Origin of the sequence: Bradyrhizobium neotropicale (genome assembly GCF_001641695.1) — a bacterium.
Taxonomy (GTDB): domain Bacteria; phylum Pseudomonadota; class Alphaproteobacteria; order Rhizobiales; family Xanthobacteraceae; genus Bradyrhizobium; species Bradyrhizobium neotropicale.
The window spans coordinates 160,835-175,200 of sequence record NZ_LSEF01000028.1 but is presented as its reverse complement, the minus strand read 5'-3'; the positions used below and the strand labels follow the sequence as shown (position 1 = coordinate 175,200).

Here is a 14,366-nt window from a genome sequence, read left to right as displayed (position 1 = left end):
CCCAAGGCGTCCCGCATGGTCTCGCCCGAACGCCGCAGTGACGATGTCGGCGACACCGCACTGCGCCCGCAGTCGCTGTCCGACTTCGTCGGCCAGCAGCAGGCGCGCAAGAATCTCTCGATCTTCATCGAGGCCGCGCGCAAGCGCGGCGAGGCGCTGGACCATGTGCTGTTCGTCGGTCCCCCTGGTCTCGGCAAGACCACGCTGGCGCAGATCGTGGCCAAGGAGCTCGGCGTCGGCTTTCGCGCGACATCAGGCCCCGTGATCGCCAAGGCCGGCGATCTCGCGGCGCTGCTGACCAATCTCGAAGAGCGCGACGTGCTCTTCATCGATGAAATTCATCGGTTGAGTCCCGCAGTGGAAGAAGTGCTCTATCCCGCGATGGAGGACTTTCAGCTCGACCTGATCATTGGCGAGGGCCCCGCGGCGCGCTCGGTCAAGATCGAGCTCTCGAAGTTCACGCTCGTCGGCGCCACCACGCGCGCCGGCCTTCTGACAAATCCCTTGCGCGACCGCTTCGGCATTCCGGTGCGGCTCAATTTCTATACGGTCGAGGAATTGGAAAGCATCGTCACCCGCGGCGCGCGCGTGCTCAATGTCGGCATGAGCGCGGACGGCGCCAACGAGATCGCGCGCCGCGCCCGCGGCACGCCGCGCATCGCCGGCCGCCTCTTGCGCCGCGTGCGCGATTTCGCCTCGGCGGCGAATGCCGACGAGATCGACCGCAACATCGCCGACCATGCGCTCAGCGCGCTCGAGGTTGACGCTGCAGGCCTGGACGCCATGGATCGCCGCTACCTCACGACCATCGCGCTGAACTATAGCGGCGGTCCGGTCGGCGTCGAGACGATGGCGGCGGCGCTGTCCGAGCCGCGCGACGCGATCGAGGACATCATCGAGCCCTATCTGATCCAGTGCGGCTATCTGCAGCGCACCCCGCGCGGTCGCCTGCTGACCTCGCATGCGTTCCGCCATCTCGGCCTCACTGAGCCCAACCGCGATCCGGCACAGTTTGGCCTGTTCGGCAGCGACCAGGCCGAGGACGACTGACTGCCACAGTCGGTGAACCCACCGGTTCCCACCTGTCACTAATGCGGACGCGCGGCGATCGGGGTCGCCGCTCGCGCACATTGGCAAGGGAGTGGGAAGGAATGGGGCTGACGGACAACGCGACATTGCTGGAGGCCATCGCGGCCGTGCCGCAACTGCGCACGCCCGACGAGACCGAGGCGTTTCTCGATCCGATGCCGCTCGGCGAGCTGGCGTCGATGTGGTGCGCGCTGCAGCGCGTCAGCCGGCGCGACCAGGTCGGCAGTATCTGGGCCATCAAACTCTACTTCGATCATCTGCCGCATCGCAGGCCCCAAGGCGCGCTCGATCTCGTGCTGGAGGTTCTCAAGACGGAAGCCGACAAGCAGACGGTGATGCAGCTCAACGACAAGTTCCTGCTGGCGCTGTTCTACGCACATGGCGCTGAGGTGATCGCGCGCATCGAGCAGGAGGCGGAGCGCAATGCGCGCCTGCGCTGGCTGCTCGGCGGCGTGCATTTCGCGCAAGATGATCCCGTGATGTCGCGTGTCGCAAAAATCGCCGACGAGCAAGCGTGGCGGGCCGATCACATCGCGCAGCGCACGCCGCGCGAGCCGCTCGACTGCGCCGGCATGACGCTTGCGGAATTAGCCCGCGCCTGGGTCGAGCAATATTCCAAATCCGAGCGTGACCAGGACGACAATCTGTTCGCGATGATGGATTTCGAGCGCGACCTGCGCGAGGACGATCCCGACCGGATGATCGACCTCATTCTCGAGATCCTGAGGATCGAGTCCAATCCCGTGCTGCTGTCGCTGCTCGCCGCCGGTCCGCTCGAGGACGTGATCAGCCTCGCCACGATCGACCGCATCGAGCGCGAGGCCTGCGTCAACACACGCTTTCGCGATCTGCTCGGCGGCGTCTGGTACTACCGCGCATCCGACGAGTTGAAGTCGCGGCTGGATGCCTTGGTCGGGCAGGAGCGCTGGTAATCTGTGCAGACGGTCTGCACGAGGATGCAGACGGTCTGCACGAGCGCATCCCAATTCCGCTCCAATCGGACCGCATCAAGGAGGGGCATCACGATCGGGGTTTCATGATCTCTCGGCGACATCTCATCCGTTCCATTGGCGGTCTGTCCGCCCTCGGCGTCTCGACCGCTGCCTATGGCGTCGGCGTCGAGCCGGTGATGCGGCTTCGCGTCACCCGCTATCATCCGGCCCCGCGGCAATGGCCGGCGGATTTTCCGCTGAAGATCGCCGCGATCGCCGACATTCACGCCTGCGATCCCTGGATGTCGCTGGAGCGGATCGAGGCCATCGTCGACCGCGCCAACGGGCTGAACGCCGATCTCATCGTGCTGCTCGGCGATTATGTCGCCGGTCTTCACCACGTCACACGCATCATTCCGTCGAGCGAATGGGCCGCGGGTTTGGCGCGCCTCAAGGCGCCGCTCGGCGTCCACGCCGTCATGGGCAATCATGACTATTGGGAGGACAACACCGTGCAGCGGGCAGGGCGCGGGCCGACGGTCGCGCATCGTGCGCTGGAAGCGGCCGGCATTCCCGTCTACGAGAACGATGTGGTGCGCCTCACCAAGGACGGCAGACCGTTCTGGCTCGCCGGCCTTGGCGATCAGCTCGCTTACCTTCCTGCGCGACGCTTCCGGAGCATGGTGCGCTTCGGCGCCGACGACCTCTCCGCGACGCTCGCAAAGGTCACCGACGACGCGCCGGTGATCCTGCTCGCGCATGAGCCCAACATCGCGCCGCGCGTGCCTGCGCGCGTCGCGCTGCAACTGTCCGGCCACACCCATGGCGGCCAGGTTCGCCTGCTCGGGTGGTCGCCGGCAGTTCCGCCGCAGCATGGCCTGCGGCTCGCCTACGGCCACTTTCGGCTGAAATGCGACGTCATCGTCTCCGGCGGCCTCGGTTGCAGCATCATGCCGGTCCGCGTCGGTGTGCCGCCGGAAATCGTCGAGGTGACGCTGGGGCGGACAGCGTCGCTTCTGTCCTAGTCGCGCTTGCGCGGCCGGCCGTTTTTGCGCAAAACGGGCCGGTAGCGACAAGCGAAGAGGCTCGCGACGTGACAGCTCATCTCGACGGCGAGATCCGCGACGGCCGCCATCACATGCAGGTCCGCGTCTATTACGAGGACACGGATTTTTCCGGCATCGTCTATCACGCCAATTATCTGCGCTTCATGGAGCGCGGGCGCACCAATCATCTGCGGCTGATGGGCGCCGAGCAGCAGGCGCTGTTCGAACAGCCCGCGACGGAAGACGCCGGCTTTGCCTTCGTGGTGCGCTCGATGCATCTGGATTTCCTGAAACCGGCGCGGATGGACGACGTGCTCGACGTCGTGACCTGGCCGATCGCGGTGAAGGGCGCTTCCATCATGCTGGCGCAGGAGGTGCGGCGCGGCGAGGACGTGCTGGTCAAGGCGGAGGTGCGCGTCGCCTTCATCAGCGGCGGCCGGGCCCAGCCGATCCCGAAATCGATCCGCGCGCTGATGAAGGCCGATGTGATTTCGTGATCGGGCGATAGGCGATGGCCTCTCGACTCCGGCTGTTGCGGCGATAGATTTGCGCTTCCCGATCAAACCGATGAGGCCGTCATGTCGCGCCCGCCGCTTCCGCCCTTTACCCGTGAGACTGCTGCGCAAAAAGCCCGCATGGCCGAAGACGCCTGGAATTCGCGCGATCCCGCGCGGGTCGCGCTCGCCTATACCGAGGACAGCCGCTGGCGCAATCGCTCCGAGGTCTTTCAGGGCCGTGAAGCCATCGTCGCGTTCCTCACCCGCAAATGGGAAAAGGAGCTCGACTATCGCCTGATCAAGGACCTCTGGGCCTTCGACGGCAACCGCATCGCCGTGCGCTTCCAGTACGAATGGCACGACGCGAGCGGCCAATGGTATCGCTCCTACGGCAACGAGCAATGGGAGTTCGACGAGCACGGCCTGATGAAGCGCCGCGAAGCCTCGATCAACGACATCGCGATCGCGGAGAAGGATCGCCGCTTCCACTGGCCGGCGCCGGGACCGCGGCCTCAGGATGTGCCGGGGCTGGGAAGCGATCCGTTTTGAGCTAGGCGCAGCTACGCCCTCTCCCACAACGGGAGAAGGAAGGGTCACTTGTCGCATTTTGCGCTGCGATCAGAAGAATAATGAGCAGCCTTTTGGAACGGCTCAGTTTTCAATTCGTTCCTCAGAATGCTTATCTGAGGAGGATGAAAAATGAGGACAATGATTGTTGCAGTTTCTGCTCTCGCCCTCATAGGGACCGCGCCGGTCGTGTTTGCGCAAGGTACCTCGAGCAACGCACCGGGCCAGGAGATGCAAACCAAGGCGCCTAAGAAAGTCCACGCGGAACATAAGATGCACCACGCCATGGGTTCCAAGAAGAGCCATTCCGGTGCGTCCAGTGCTGCTCCTGGTCAAACCACCGGCATGAGCACGAAGCGCAACTACTGACGAGCCTCTCACGGTTGCCCAATAACTAGAGGCGCCTCGGAGACCAAGGCGTTTTACCGCCGCGTCAGAAATCTTGTGATCGCGCCGCCGAGCTTTGCGCTGTCCAGCGGCTCGGCGAGCGAAGCTCTGGCCGCAGCCACGACAGCATCCGGTGCGTTGCCTTCGCGCAACTTGCAGCAGACTCGGGCGAACGCCACGTCGAATTCGGGATGCGGCTGCACCGATAGCGTCGTGCCGTTGGCGTAGAGCAGGCCGGCATGCGGCGCGAAGTCGGATGACATGATCGTGCGAGCGTCGCTGGGGGCTTCGATCACCTGGTCCTGATGCGAGCAGGCGATCGCGAGCGCTTCGCCGTCGACGACGCCGTTGTCCGGCGTCACCTGATAGACGTGTCGGCCGATGCCCCAGCCCTTGTCCGATTTGCGCACCGTGCCGCCGAACGCCTGTGCGATCAGCTGATGGCCGAAGCAGACCCCGACCATCGGCGTTCTGTTAGCGTGGGCGGTGCGTACGAATTCCTCGAGCGGCGCGATCCAGTCGAGCCCGTCATAAACGCCGGCTGCCGCGCCGGTGATCAGGATCGCGTCCAGCTGGCGCGGATCGGGGAGAGCCTCGCCATCGGGGATGCTGACGATGTCGAAGGCGGCCGAGGGATCCGCGGTGCGGACCATGCGCGCGAACATGTCCGGAAACGAGCCATGACGTTCGCGATACTTGTTTGGGACGTGGCCGGTCTCGATGATGGTGATGCGTGCCATGTGCTACCTGCCGAAAGAGGACATCATAACAGTCCGCGCAAGCGGGCCCGTCAACCCGGCGCGGCTTCATGCGTGGGTTGTTCGTCGAGCACGGCAAGTGACTTGCGCACGGTCTCGACGAAATCCAGCGCCACCGGCGAGGGACTGCGCTGCGCGGGAAAGACGGCGGAGAACTCGAAGTCGATGCGCGGCAGGAAGGGGCGCACGACGATGCCGCGGGTGGAGAATTCCTGCGCCGTGAAGGGATCGCAGATCGCCACCCCAAGTCCCGACGACACCATGCCGCACATGATCTCCGAAAGCGTGGTCTCGACCCGCAGCACGCGGTGAACATCATGGCGGTGGAATATCTGGTCGATCAGATGCCGGCTGGCCGATCCCGCCGACAGCGACACGAATGTCTCGCCCTCGAAATCGCGCGGCTCCAGCATCTCTTTTTCGGCGAGGTGATGTCCGGTCGGCAGCACGGCGACGCGCGCCAGCGCCGGCAGCCGCAGGCTCGGCAGGCCGGAATGGGCGATCGGCACCTCCGCAAAGCCGATGTCGCACTGGTTGTTCAGCACCCAGTCGACCACGATCGGCGAGATCACGCCGAAGAAGGCGAGGTTGAGGTTGGGCCGCTCTTTCAGGAAATGCCCAGCGAGCCGCGGCAGATAGCCGTTCGACAGCGCCGGCAGCGCGGCGATCCGGAGCGAGCCGGTGCGGCGGCCGCGGATCTCCTCGGCAGCCGCGGTGATGCGTTCGAGGCCGACGAAGGAGCGCTCGACCTCCGTGTAGAGCGCTGTCGCTGCCGCAGTCGGCACGAGGCCGGTGCCGCGCCGCTCGAACAACTCCATCTTCAGCAGCGCCTGGAAGTCACGCAGCAATCGGCTGACCGCCGGCTGCGTCACCGTCATCAGCTTGGCCGCCTCGGTGACGCTGCCGGTCAGCATCATCGCGCGGAAGGCTTCCACCTGCCGCGAATTGATCCGCGCCATCCCATCTTCCATTCATAACATTTCGGCATGCAGAGGGTGCCATTATTCATTGGACGATGGAAGGATAGCTCTGCGATCTTTTTCATCAGTGCTGTAGACAGCCCGTTTTTCCGGCAGATCGGAGCCAAAAGCCCCCGATTGCCGCCAAAACCTGGTGAGCGGGGGCCGGAGCCCTGCTGGAACCGGGATTTGCGCCAAGGGGAACGCGGACTGTGCTTTGGCCGTCTGATCGTCGACACGTCCCTCATCCCGGAATTGGAGATTGGTCCTTATGAAGACTCTCAGCCTTCTCACAGCGGTCAGCATCGCGGCGCTCGCCGCGGCCCCGTCGGACGCCTCGGCCCAGCAAAAGACGCTTTATGTCGCCGGCTATGGCGGCTCGTTCGAGAAGACGATCCGCGACGAGGTGATCCCCAATTTCGAGAAGGAGAACGGCGTCAAGGTCGAATACGTCGCCGGCAACTCCACCGACACGCTGGCCAAGCTCCAGGCGCAGAAGGGCAACCAGCAGATCGACGTCGCCATCGTCGACGATGGTCCGATGTATCAGGCGATCCAGCTCGGCTTCTGCGGCAAGCTCGACGGCCTGCCGGCCGATCTCTACGACACCGCGCGCTTCAAGGACGATCGCGCCGTGGCGATCGGCATCGTCGCCACCGGACTGATGTACAACACCAAGGCCTTCGCCGAGAAAGGCTGGGCGCCGCCGACCTCCTGGAACGATCTGAAGGACCCGAAATACGCCAGGCAGCTCGTCATCCCGCCGATCAACAACACCTATGGTCTCGAAGCGCTGGTGATGCTGTCGAAGATGAACGGCGGCGGCGAGTCCAATGTCGAGTCCGGCTTCAAGATCTTCAAGACCGACATCAATCCGAACGTGCTCGCCTATGAGCCGTCGCCTGGCAAGATGACCGAGCTGTTCCAGTCCGGCCAGGCCGTCATCGCGGTGTGGGGCACGGGCCGCGTGCAGAGCTTTGCCAACACCGGCTTCCCCGTCGATTTCGTCTACCCGAAGGAGGGCGCGGCAACTCTGCTGACGACAGCGTGTCCGATCACCAAGCCCAACGCCTCGCCGCTTGCGGTGAGCTTCGTCAAGATGCTGCTGGATCCGAAGGTCCAGCTCGTGATGCTGAAGGATTACGGCTACGGCCCGGTGCTGAAATCGCTCAAAGTGCCGCCGGAACTCGGCAAGATGGCGCCGATCGGCGAGCGCGCGGCAAAGCTCTACAATCCGGACTGGACCGTCATCAACGCGAAGCGCGAGGAATGGACCAAGCGCTGGAATCGCGAGGTCGAGCGCTGACCTGATCACCTCCACCGGAGAAAGCCATGGCCTATCTCGAGCTCGATCGGGTCGCCAAGCAGTTCGGCGCGATGACTGTCGTCGACGGCTTCAGTCTCGCGGTCGGCAAGGGAGAGTTCATCTCCTTCCTTGGCCCCTCCGGCTGCGGCAAGACCACGACCCTGCAGATGATCGCGGGCTTCCTCGATCCCACCCGCGGCGCGATCCGCCTGGAGGGCAAGGATCTGACCGCGATCCATCCGGCCAAGCGCGGGCTCGGCATCGTGTTCCAGAGCTACGCACTGTTTCCGCACATGACCGCGGCGGAGAACGTCGCCTTTGGTCTGGAGATGCGGAACGTGCCGCGCAGCGAGCGGGCCGAGCGCGTCCGTACCGCGCTCGCGATGGTCGGCCTTGCCGGCTATGAAGACCGCCATCCGCGCCGCATGTCCGGTGGACAGCAGCAGCGCGTGGCGCTGGCCCGCGCGCTGGTGATCAAGCCGAGCGTGCTGCTGCTCGACGAGCCGCTGTCGAATCTCGATGCCAAGCTGCGCGAGGAGATGCAGATCGAACTGCGCCAGATCCAGCGCACGATCGGCACCACCACGATCCTGGTCACCCATGACCAGAACGAGGCGATGTCGCTGTCCGACCGCATCGTGGTGATGAGCCAGGGGCGCATCGAGCAGATCGGCACGCCGCAGGAGACCTATGAGCGGCCGGCCTCGGCCTTCGTCTCGCAGTTTCTCGGCAAGACCAACGACTTTGCTGCGACGATCGATCGGACCAGCGCGCCCGCGCGGCTGACCGCAGGCTCCTGGAGCGTACCGGCACCAGCCGGGCTAAGCGGCCCGGTGACCGTCAGCGTTCGTCCTGAACGGATCGGCTTCGGCGATGTCGGTCTCTCCGCGAAGATCGTTACCCGCATCTTCCAGGGTAATCACTGGCTGTTCCAGTGCGACAGCGAATGCGGCCCCGCGATCGTGATCCGCCAGAACGACGGTCAGGCGCAGCCGTCCGAAGGAGAGGCGGTTCGTCTCGTGTGGCGTCCGGAAGACATGAGTGTGCGCGCTGGAGCGGCCGCATGAGCGCGGTCGCCGACACGGCGCCGCAGGCCGCCGCAAAGGAGCGCGGCGCTCGCGCGCCCTGGGCGATGACGGCCCCCGCCTTGATGCTGTTCGTCGGCGTATTGCTGATCCCGCTCGCGATGACCGTGCTGCTGTCGTTCCACGATTGGGGCCAGTACAAGGGCATCGAGCCGGTCTTCATCCTGAAGAACTGGCATGAGATCGCGACCGACCCCTATTACGCCGAGATGTTCTGGCGGACGTTCCGCATCGCGATCCTGACTACGCTGCTCACCGCAGTGTTGGGCGCGCCCGAAGCCTACATCCTTAACCGCATGAGCGGGCGCTGGAAGAGCTTCTTCCTCCTCGTCATCCTCGGACCGCTGCTGATTTCGGTGGTGGCGCGCACGCTCGGCTGGGCGCTGCTGTTCGGCGGCAACAATGGGCTCGTCAACAAGCTCCTGATGTCGCTCGGGGTGATCCGCGCACCCATTCCCTTCATGTTCACCGAGACCGGCATGGTCGTCGCGCTCGCCCATGTGATGATGCCGTTCATGGTGCTGTCGGTGTGGGCGGCTCTCCAAAGGCTCGACCCGCAGATCGAGAACGCCGCGATGTCGCTCGGCGCCGGCCCCGTGACCATCGTCCGCCGCATCGTCATGCCGCAGATCATGCCGGGGTGCTGTCGGGCGCGATCATCGTGTTCTCGCTGTCGGCCAGCGCCTTTGCCACGCCCGCGATCATCGGCGGCCGCCGGCTCAAGGTCGCGGCGACGCTCGCCTATGACGAGTTCCTCAACACGCTGAACTGGCCGCTCGGCGCGGCCGTCGCCACACTCCTGCTGGTCGCGCTGGTGCTGATTGTCGTCGGCAGCAATGCGCTGATCGAGCGGCGCTACGCCGAGGTGTTCCGATGAGACGGAATGGCCCGCTCGCGCTGATCTTCCACACCATCTTCGTCACCGTTATGGTGGCACCGATCCTGGTGGTCTGCCTCGTCGCCTTCACGCCCGAGGGCCATCTGTCGCTGCCGACCAACGGCTTCTCGCTGCGCTGGTTCAGGACGATTGCGAATTATCCCGAATTCGTCCACGCCTTCTGGGTCAGCCTTGGGCTCGGTGCGCTGTCCTCGTTCGTGGCGCTGTTGTTCGCGGTGCCGGCGGCGCTCGCGATCGCGCGCTACAGGTTTCGCGGCCGTGATGCGCTTGCGGCGCTGTTCCTGTCGCCGCTGATGATTCCGCATGTCGTGCTCGGCATCGCATTCCTGCGGTTCTTCACCTCGGTCGGGCTCAGCGGCAGCCTTGCGGCGCTGATCATCGCGCATGTCATCATCGTGTTTCCGTTCGCGCTACGGCTGACGCTCGCGGCCGCGACCGGCATGGACCTCTCGGTCGAGATGGCGGCGGTCTCGCTCGGCGCCAATGGCTGGACGCTGTTCCGCCGCGTGACGCTGCCGCTGATCCTGCCCGGCGTCATCAGCGGCTGGGCGCTCGCCTTCATCCAGTCCTTCGACGATCTCACTATGACCGTCTTTCTCGCCGCGCCTGGCACCGAGACGTTGCCGGTGCGCATGTTCCTCTATATCCAGGACAACATCGATCCTCTGGTGACGTCAGTCTCGGCCTGCGTGATCGCAATCACCATGACCGCCCTCATTCTGCTCGACCGCTTCTACGGGCTCGACCGCGTGCTCGCCGGCAAGGGCGATACGGGACGATAGGAGAACCCATGTCTAAAGCGTTTTCAAGCGAAGTGGACGCCGGTTCGCGTGAAGAAAACGCGTCAAAACGAAAGTCTGACTACGACGTCGCCGTCGTCGGCGGCGGATTGCTCGGCTCCGCCATCGCCTGGGGCCTCGGCCGGCTCGGCAAGACCGTCGCCGTGCTCGACGAGGGCGACATCACCAAGCGCGCTTCGCGCGCCAACTTTGCGCTGGTCTGGGTGCAGAGCAAAGGGCTCGGCATGCCGGCTTATACGGTTTGGACCGTGCGGGCGTCTGGAGCCTGGGGGCGCCTCGCTGCGGAGCTGAAGCAACAGACCGGCCTCGACGTCTCTCTTCAGCAGAATGGCGGCTTCCATCTCACCCTCGGCGAGGACGAGTTCGGCCAGCGTACCGAGCTGGTCAAGCGCATGCATAACCAGGTCGGCGCGGCCGACTACAAGATGGAGATGATGCCGGCGTCCGAGGTGAAGAAGGCCTTGCCGCTGATCGGTCCTGAGGTTTCCGGCGGCAGCTATTGTCCGCTCGATGGTCACGTCAATTCGCTGCGCACGTTCCGCGCTTTCCATACCGGCTTCAAGGCGTTCGGCATCGACTATTTTCCGGAGCGTCCGGTCTCGGCGATCACGAAGAGCGGCGGCGAATTTCGGCTGGCGACACCGAAGGGCGAGCTTCGCGCCGCCAAGGTCGTGCTTGCGGCCGGCAATGCCAACCAGACGCTCGCGCCGATGGTCGGTCTCTACGCGCCGATGGGCCCGACCCGCGGTCAGATCGTCGTGACCGAGCGCACCGTGCCGTTCCTGCCGCATCCGCTGACCACGATCCGCCAGACCGACGAGGGCACGGTGATGATCGGCGACAGCAAGGAGGACGAGCTCGACGATCGCGCGCTGAAGCACTCGATCAGCGCGGTGATGGCCGATCGCGCGCAGCGCACGTTCCCGCATCTGGCGCGGCTCAACGTGGTCAGGAGCTGGGCCGGCATCCGCGTCATGCCGCGGGACGGCTTTCCGATCTACGACCAGTCGGAGACCCATCCCGGCGCCTTCGTCGCCTGCTGCCATTCCGGCGTGACGCTCGCATCCAACCACGCCTTCGAGATCGCGCGCATGGTTGCACAGGGCGCGCTCGAGCCGGAGCTGGTCGGCGCGTTCTCGGCCAGCCGCTTCGGCGGAGCGGGCGCGGCCAACAACGGTGGCTACTAGAGATTCCAAGAGGCATCCCATGTTCAAACGATCCGAACAGGACAAGCGACCGCCCGTGCAGATCTTCGTCGACGGCGTTGCCGTCGCGGCGCGGCAGGGCGACACCGTTTCCGCTGCGCTGCTGGCGTCGGGGCGCGACGTGCGCCGCTCGACCGCGGTGAGCGGAGCGCCGCGGCTGCCCTACTGCATGATGGGGGTGTGCTTCGACTGCCTCGTCACCATCGACGGCGTCGGCAACCGGCAGGGCTGCCTGGTGCCGGTCGCCGAGGGCATGCAGATCGAGATCCAGAAGGGCAAGCGGGAGATCGGAAAATGACCACGACACCTTCCCGCGAAAACTATGATTTCGTGGTGATCGGAGCCGGGCCCGCCGGTCTCGCCGCCGCTGCGACATCTGCCGAGGCCGGCCTGTCGACACTGCTGCTCGACGAGAATATCGGCCCTGGCGGCCAGGTGTTCCGCGCCATCGCGTCAACACCGGTGACCGCGCGCGAGCAGCTCGGCACCGACTATTGGGTGGGTGCCGATCTCGTGCAGGCGCTGCGCGCGGGCAATACGGAAGTTGTTCAGCGCGCCACGGTCTGGAGCCTCGATCGCAATCTCGAGATCGGCGTCTCCATCGGCGGCGGGTCCTCTTTCGTCAAGGCGAGGCGCGTGATCCTCGCGACCGGCGCGCTGGAGCGGCCGTTCCCGATTCCCGGCTGGACGCTGCCGGGCGTGATGACCGCAGGCGCGGCGCAGACGATGTTGAAATCGTCGGCGCTGGTTCCGGACGGCCGCACGGTGATCGCGGGGCAGGGGCCGCTGCTCTGGCTGCTCGCCGCGCAGATTTTGCGCCTTGGCGGCCGCATCGACCGGATCCTCGACACCACGGAGCGCGGCAATTATTTCGCCGCGCTGCCGCACGCCTTCGCCTTCCTGACCTCGCCCTATTTCGCCAAGGGCCTCGCCCTGATGCGCGAGGTGCGGGCCAAGGTGCAGGTCGTCTCCGGCGTCGCCGAGCTTGCGGCGGTCGGCGACGGCCAGCTTGCAAGCGTGAGCTATGTCGCCGGCGGCAAGCGCGAGACCATTCCTGCGGACCTCTTGCTGCTGCACCAGGGCGTCGTGCCCAACGTCAATCTCGCGATGGCGGCCGGCGTCGAGCATCGCTGGAACGAGCTGCAACTCTGCTGGTCGCCGGTGCTCGACGCGAGCGGCAATTCGTCGATCGAAGGCATCGCGATCGCCGGCGATGGCGCCGGCATCGGCGGTGCGACCGCGGCCGTGGTGCGCGGCCGCATCGCGGCGCGCGCTGCCGTGGAGGCGCTGGCCCCTGTGGCCGCCGCGAAGCTTCCGCCGTTGGCGACGCTGCGTGCCGAGCTCGCCAAGGCCGAGCGCGGCCGCGCCTTCCTCGACACGCTGTTCCGCCCGTCGCCGCAGTTCCGCATTCCCTCGGGCGATACCATCGTCTGCCGCTGCGAAGAGGTGACGGCGAAGGACATTCTCGACGCGGTTGCAATCGGTGCGACCGGGCCCAATCAGCTCAAGGCCTACCGCCGCACCGGCATGGGGCCGTGCCAGGGCCGGCTCTGCGGCCTCACCGTCACCGAGCTGATGGCGCAGGCGCGGGCTAAGAGCCCGCAGGAGATCGGCTATTACCGGCTGCGCGCGCCGGTCAAGCCGATCACGCTCGCCGAGCTCGCCGCCGTTCCGAAGAGCGAGGACGACGTCAAGGCAGTTGTGCGCGGATGACGAAAACAGTGGATGCAATCGTCGTCGGCGGCGGCATCCACGGATGCTCGACCGCGCTGCATCTGTGCCTCGCCGGCCTGAAGCCGGTGCTGATCGAGAAGGACTATGCCGGCCGGCACGCCTCGGGCGTCAATGCCGGCGGCGTGCGCCAGCTCGCGCGGAACATTCCCGAGATCCCGCTGTCGATCCGCTCGATGGTGATATGGGAGAAGATCACCGAGCTCGTCGACGATGATTGCAGCTTTGAGAGCCACGGCCAGGTTCTGGTCGCGGAGAACGAGGACGAGCTCGCGGTCTGCCGCGCGCGCGTCGCCGAACTGAATGCGCTCGGCTTCACCCATGAAGAGCTGATCGACGCGGCCGAGCTGCGGCGGCTGGTGCCTGCCGTGGCCGACACCTGTCCCGGCGGCGTCGTGTCGCGCCGCGACGGCGCCGCCAATCCGGCGCAGACGACGACGGCGTTCCGGCGCAAGGCGGAGCAGCTTGGCGCGACCGTGCGCGAAGGCGTCGCCGCCACCAACATCCGGCAGAGTGATGGCCTCTGGCACGTCGATGTCGCCAGCGAGAGCTTTGCCGCGCCGGTGCTGGTCAATGCCGCCGGCGCCTGGGCAGGGAAGATCGCGGCCGCGCTCGGCGAGCCCGTTCCGGTCGAGACCGTGGCACCAATGCTGATGATCACCTCGCGCGTGCCGCACTTCATCGATCCCGTCGTGATCCTGCGCGGCCGCAAACTCTCCTTCAAGCAGTTCAAGAACGGCACCGTGCTGATCGGAGGCGGACATCTGGCAACGCCCTACCAGGACCGTAATGAGACCGTGCTGGACTGGAAGAGGCTCGCCGTCAGCGCCCGCACCGTATTCGAGCTGTTTCCGGTGATGCGCAGCGCGACAATCGTGCGCGCCTGGGCCGGCATCGAGGCGAAGATGAAGGACGACCTTCCCGTGTTCGGGGCTAGCAGTCGCCACAAAGGTCTCTATCACCAGTTCGGCTTCTCGCTGCACGGCTTCCAGCTCGGCCCCGGCGCCGGCGCCGTGATGGCGGAGTTGATCGTCAATGGGGGCACCCGGACCCGCGTCAGCGATCTCGGCATCGACCGCTTCCATCCTTCCACGCTCTAGCAAGAG

Annotated in this window: 15 protein-coding genes and 1 pseudogene; 14 read left to right on the top strand and 2 right to left on the bottom strand. The window is 65.7% G+C overall.

Annotated elements, in window-relative coordinates; translation table 11 throughout:
- The first annotated feature begins 15 nt into the window (after positions 1-15).
- From ruvB to AXW67_RS06695, 6 genes are all read left to right on the top strand, one after another.
- Positions 16-1,050, top strand: coding sequence for a Holliday junction branch migration DNA helicase RuvB (ruvB, locus tag AXW67_RS06720; protein WP_201723646.1), 1,035 nt, complete (start codon positions 16-18; stop codon positions 1,048-1,050).
- Positions 1,051-1,151: 101 nt separating this feature from the next.
- Positions 1,152-2,021 carry a DUF6869 domain-containing protein gene (locus AXW67_RS06715; protein ID WP_027553859.1) on the top strand — a complete coding sequence of 290 codons (870 nt, stop codon included), beginning with the start codon at positions 1,152-1,154 and terminating at the stop codon, positions 2,019-2,021.
- A gap of 104 nt (positions 2,022-2,125) precedes the next feature.
- Entirely contained in the window at positions 2,126-3,046 is a 921-nt protein-coding gene (locus tag AXW67_RS06710) for a metallophosphoesterase (protein ID WP_063677222.1), read from the top strand.
- Between the two features lie 113 nt (positions 3,047-3,159).
- Positions 3,160-3,564: a tol-pal system-associated acyl-CoA thioesterase gene (gene ybgC, locus AXW67_RS06705; RefSeq protein WP_051310752.1), complete on the top strand. Its 405-nt coding sequence runs from the start codon at positions 3,160-3,162 to the stop codon at positions 3,562-3,564.
- 81 nt (positions 3,565-3,645) lie between these two features.
- Positions 3,646-4,113, top strand: coding sequence for a nuclear transport factor 2 family protein (locus AXW67_RS06700; RefSeq protein ID WP_027553856.1), 468 nt, complete (start codon positions 3,646-3,648; stop codon positions 4,111-4,113).
- A gap of 150 nt (positions 4,114-4,263) precedes the next feature.
- Entirely contained in the window at positions 4,264-4,500 is a 237-nt protein-coding gene (locus tag AXW67_RS06695) for a hypothetical protein (protein WP_063677221.1), read from the top strand.
- A 53-nt stretch (positions 4,501-4,553) separates the two neighbouring features.
- Here the strand turns inward: AXW67_RS06695 and AXW67_RS06690 are convergent, their stop codons facing one another.
- A complete protein-coding gene (locus tag AXW67_RS06690) occupies positions 4,554-5,258 on the bottom strand; it encodes a type 1 glutamine amidotransferase (protein WP_063677220.1) in 705 nt (234 codons plus the stop codon).
- Between the two features lie 50 nt (positions 5,259-5,308).
- Positions 5,309-6,235 (bottom strand): LysR substrate-binding domain-containing protein, encoded by a 927-nt coding sequence (locus AXW67_RS06685; RefSeq protein WP_063677219.1) that lies wholly within the window; start codon positions 6,233-6,235, stop codon positions 5,309-5,311.
- 271 nt (positions 6,236-6,506) lie between these two features.
- Here AXW67_RS06685 and AXW67_RS06680 point away from each other — a divergent pair, with 271 nt between their 5' ends.
- The 8 genes and pseudogenes from AXW67_RS06680 to AXW67_RS06645 all read left to right on the top strand — a co-directional run bounded on the left by AXW67_RS06680 (position 6,507) and on the right by AXW67_RS06645 (position 14,360).
- Positions 6,507-7,541: an ABC transporter substrate-binding protein gene (locus AXW67_RS06680; protein ID WP_063677218.1), complete on the top strand. Its 1,035-nt coding sequence runs from the start codon at positions 6,507-6,509 to the stop codon at positions 7,539-7,541.
- Positions 7,542-7,567: 26 nt separating this feature from the next.
- Positions 7,568-8,608 (top strand): ABC transporter ATP-binding protein, encoded by a 1,041-nt coding sequence (locus AXW67_RS06675; protein ID WP_063677217.1) that lies wholly within the window; start codon positions 7,568-7,570, stop codon positions 8,606-8,608.
- Positions 8,605-9,503 (top strand): annotated as a pseudogene (locus AXW67_RS06670) (ABC transporter permease). The gene AXW67_RS06675 and the pseudogene AXW67_RS06670 overlap by 4 nt, the downstream one beginning before the upstream one ends.
- A complete protein-coding gene (locus tag AXW67_RS06665; RefSeq protein ID WP_063677216.1) occupies positions 9,500-10,306 on the top strand; it encodes an ABC transporter permease in 807 nt (268 codons plus the stop codon). Before AXW67_RS06670 ends, AXW67_RS06665 begins: the two are co-directional and overlap by 4 nt.
- An 8-nt stretch (positions 10,307-10,314) precedes the next feature.
- The gene (locus tag AXW67_RS06660; RefSeq protein WP_245315438.1) at positions 10,315-11,511 is read left to right on the top strand and encodes an NAD(P)/FAD-dependent oxidoreductase; all 1,197 of its coding nucleotides are present in this window, start codon (positions 10,315-10,317) and stop codon (positions 11,509-11,511) included.
- Positions 11,512-11,530: 19 nt separating this feature from the next.
- Positions 11,531-11,827 carry a (2Fe-2S)-binding protein gene (locus tag AXW67_RS06655; protein ID WP_027553848.1) on the top strand — a complete coding sequence of 99 codons (297 nt, stop codon included), beginning with the start codon at positions 11,531-11,533 and terminating at the stop codon, positions 11,825-11,827.
- A complete protein-coding gene (locus AXW67_RS06650) occupies positions 11,824-13,242 on the top strand; it encodes an FAD/NAD(P)-dependent oxidoreductase (protein ID WP_063677214.1) in 1,419 nt (472 codons plus the stop codon). The genes AXW67_RS06655 and AXW67_RS06650 overlap by 4 nt, the downstream gene beginning before the upstream one ends.
- Positions 13,239-14,360 carry an NAD(P)/FAD-dependent oxidoreductase gene (locus AXW67_RS06645; protein ID WP_063677213.1) on the top strand — a complete coding sequence of 374 codons (1,122 nt, stop codon included), beginning with the start codon at positions 13,239-13,241 and terminating at the stop codon, positions 14,358-14,360. The genes AXW67_RS06650 and AXW67_RS06645 overlap by 4 nt, the downstream gene beginning before the upstream one ends.
- Positions 14,361-14,366: the final 6 nt, after the last annotated feature.

Coding starts and splice junctions, on each gene's coding strand:
- AXW67_RS06690 (WP_063677220.1), bottom strand. CDS start 5,258: ATGGCACGCATCACCATCATCGAGACCGGCCACGTCCCAAACAAGTAT.
- AXW67_RS06715 (WP_027553859.1), top strand. CDS start 1,152: ATGGGGCTGACGGACAACGCGACATTGCTGGAGGCCATCGCGGCCGTG.
- AXW67_RS06710 (WP_063677222.1), top strand. CDS start 2,126: ATGATCTCTCGGCGACATCTCATCCGTTCCATTGGCGGTCTGTCCGCC.
- AXW67_RS06700 (WP_027553856.1), top strand. CDS start 3,646: ATGTCGCGCCCGCCGCTTCCGCCCTTTACCCGTGAGACTGCTGCGCAA.
- AXW67_RS06665 (WP_063677216.1), top strand. CDS start 9,500: ATGAGACGGAATGGCCCGCTCGCGCTGATCTTCCACACCATCTTCGTC.
- AXW67_RS06655 (WP_027553848.1), top strand. CDS start 11,531: ATGTTCAAACGATCCGAACAGGACAAGCGACCGCCCGTGCAGATCTTC.
- AXW67_RS06695 (WP_063677221.1), top strand. CDS start 4,264: ATGAGGACAATGATTGTTGCAGTTTCTGCTCTCGCCCTCATAGGGACC.
- AXW67_RS06675 (WP_063677217.1), top strand. CDS start 7,568: ATGGCCTATCTCGAGCTCGATCGGGTCGCCAAGCAGTTCGGCGCGATG.
- ybgC (WP_051310752.1), top strand. CDS start 3,160: ATGCAGGTCCGCGTCTATTACGAGGACACGGATTTTTCCGGCATCGTC.
- AXW67_RS06680 (WP_063677218.1), top strand. CDS start 6,507: ATGAAGACTCTCAGCCTTCTCACAGCGGTCAGCATCGCGGCGCTCGCC.
- AXW67_RS06685 (WP_063677219.1), bottom strand. CDS start 6,235: ATGGCGCGGATCAATTCGCGGCAGGTGGAAGCCTTCCGCGCGATGATG.
- ruvB (WP_201723646.1), top strand. CDS start 16: ATGGTCTCGCCCGAACGCCGCAGTGACGATGTCGGCGACACCGCACTG.
- AXW67_RS06645 (WP_063677213.1), top strand. CDS start 13,239: ATGACGAAAACAGTGGATGCAATCGTCGTCGGCGGCGGCATCCACGGA.
- AXW67_RS06660 (WP_245315438.1), top strand. CDS start 10,315: ATGTCTAAAGCGTTTTCAAGCGAAGTGGACGCCGGTTCGCGTGAAGAA.
- AXW67_RS06650 (WP_063677214.1), top strand. CDS start 11,824: ATGACCACGACACCTTCCCGCGAAAACTATGATTTCGTGGTGATCGGA.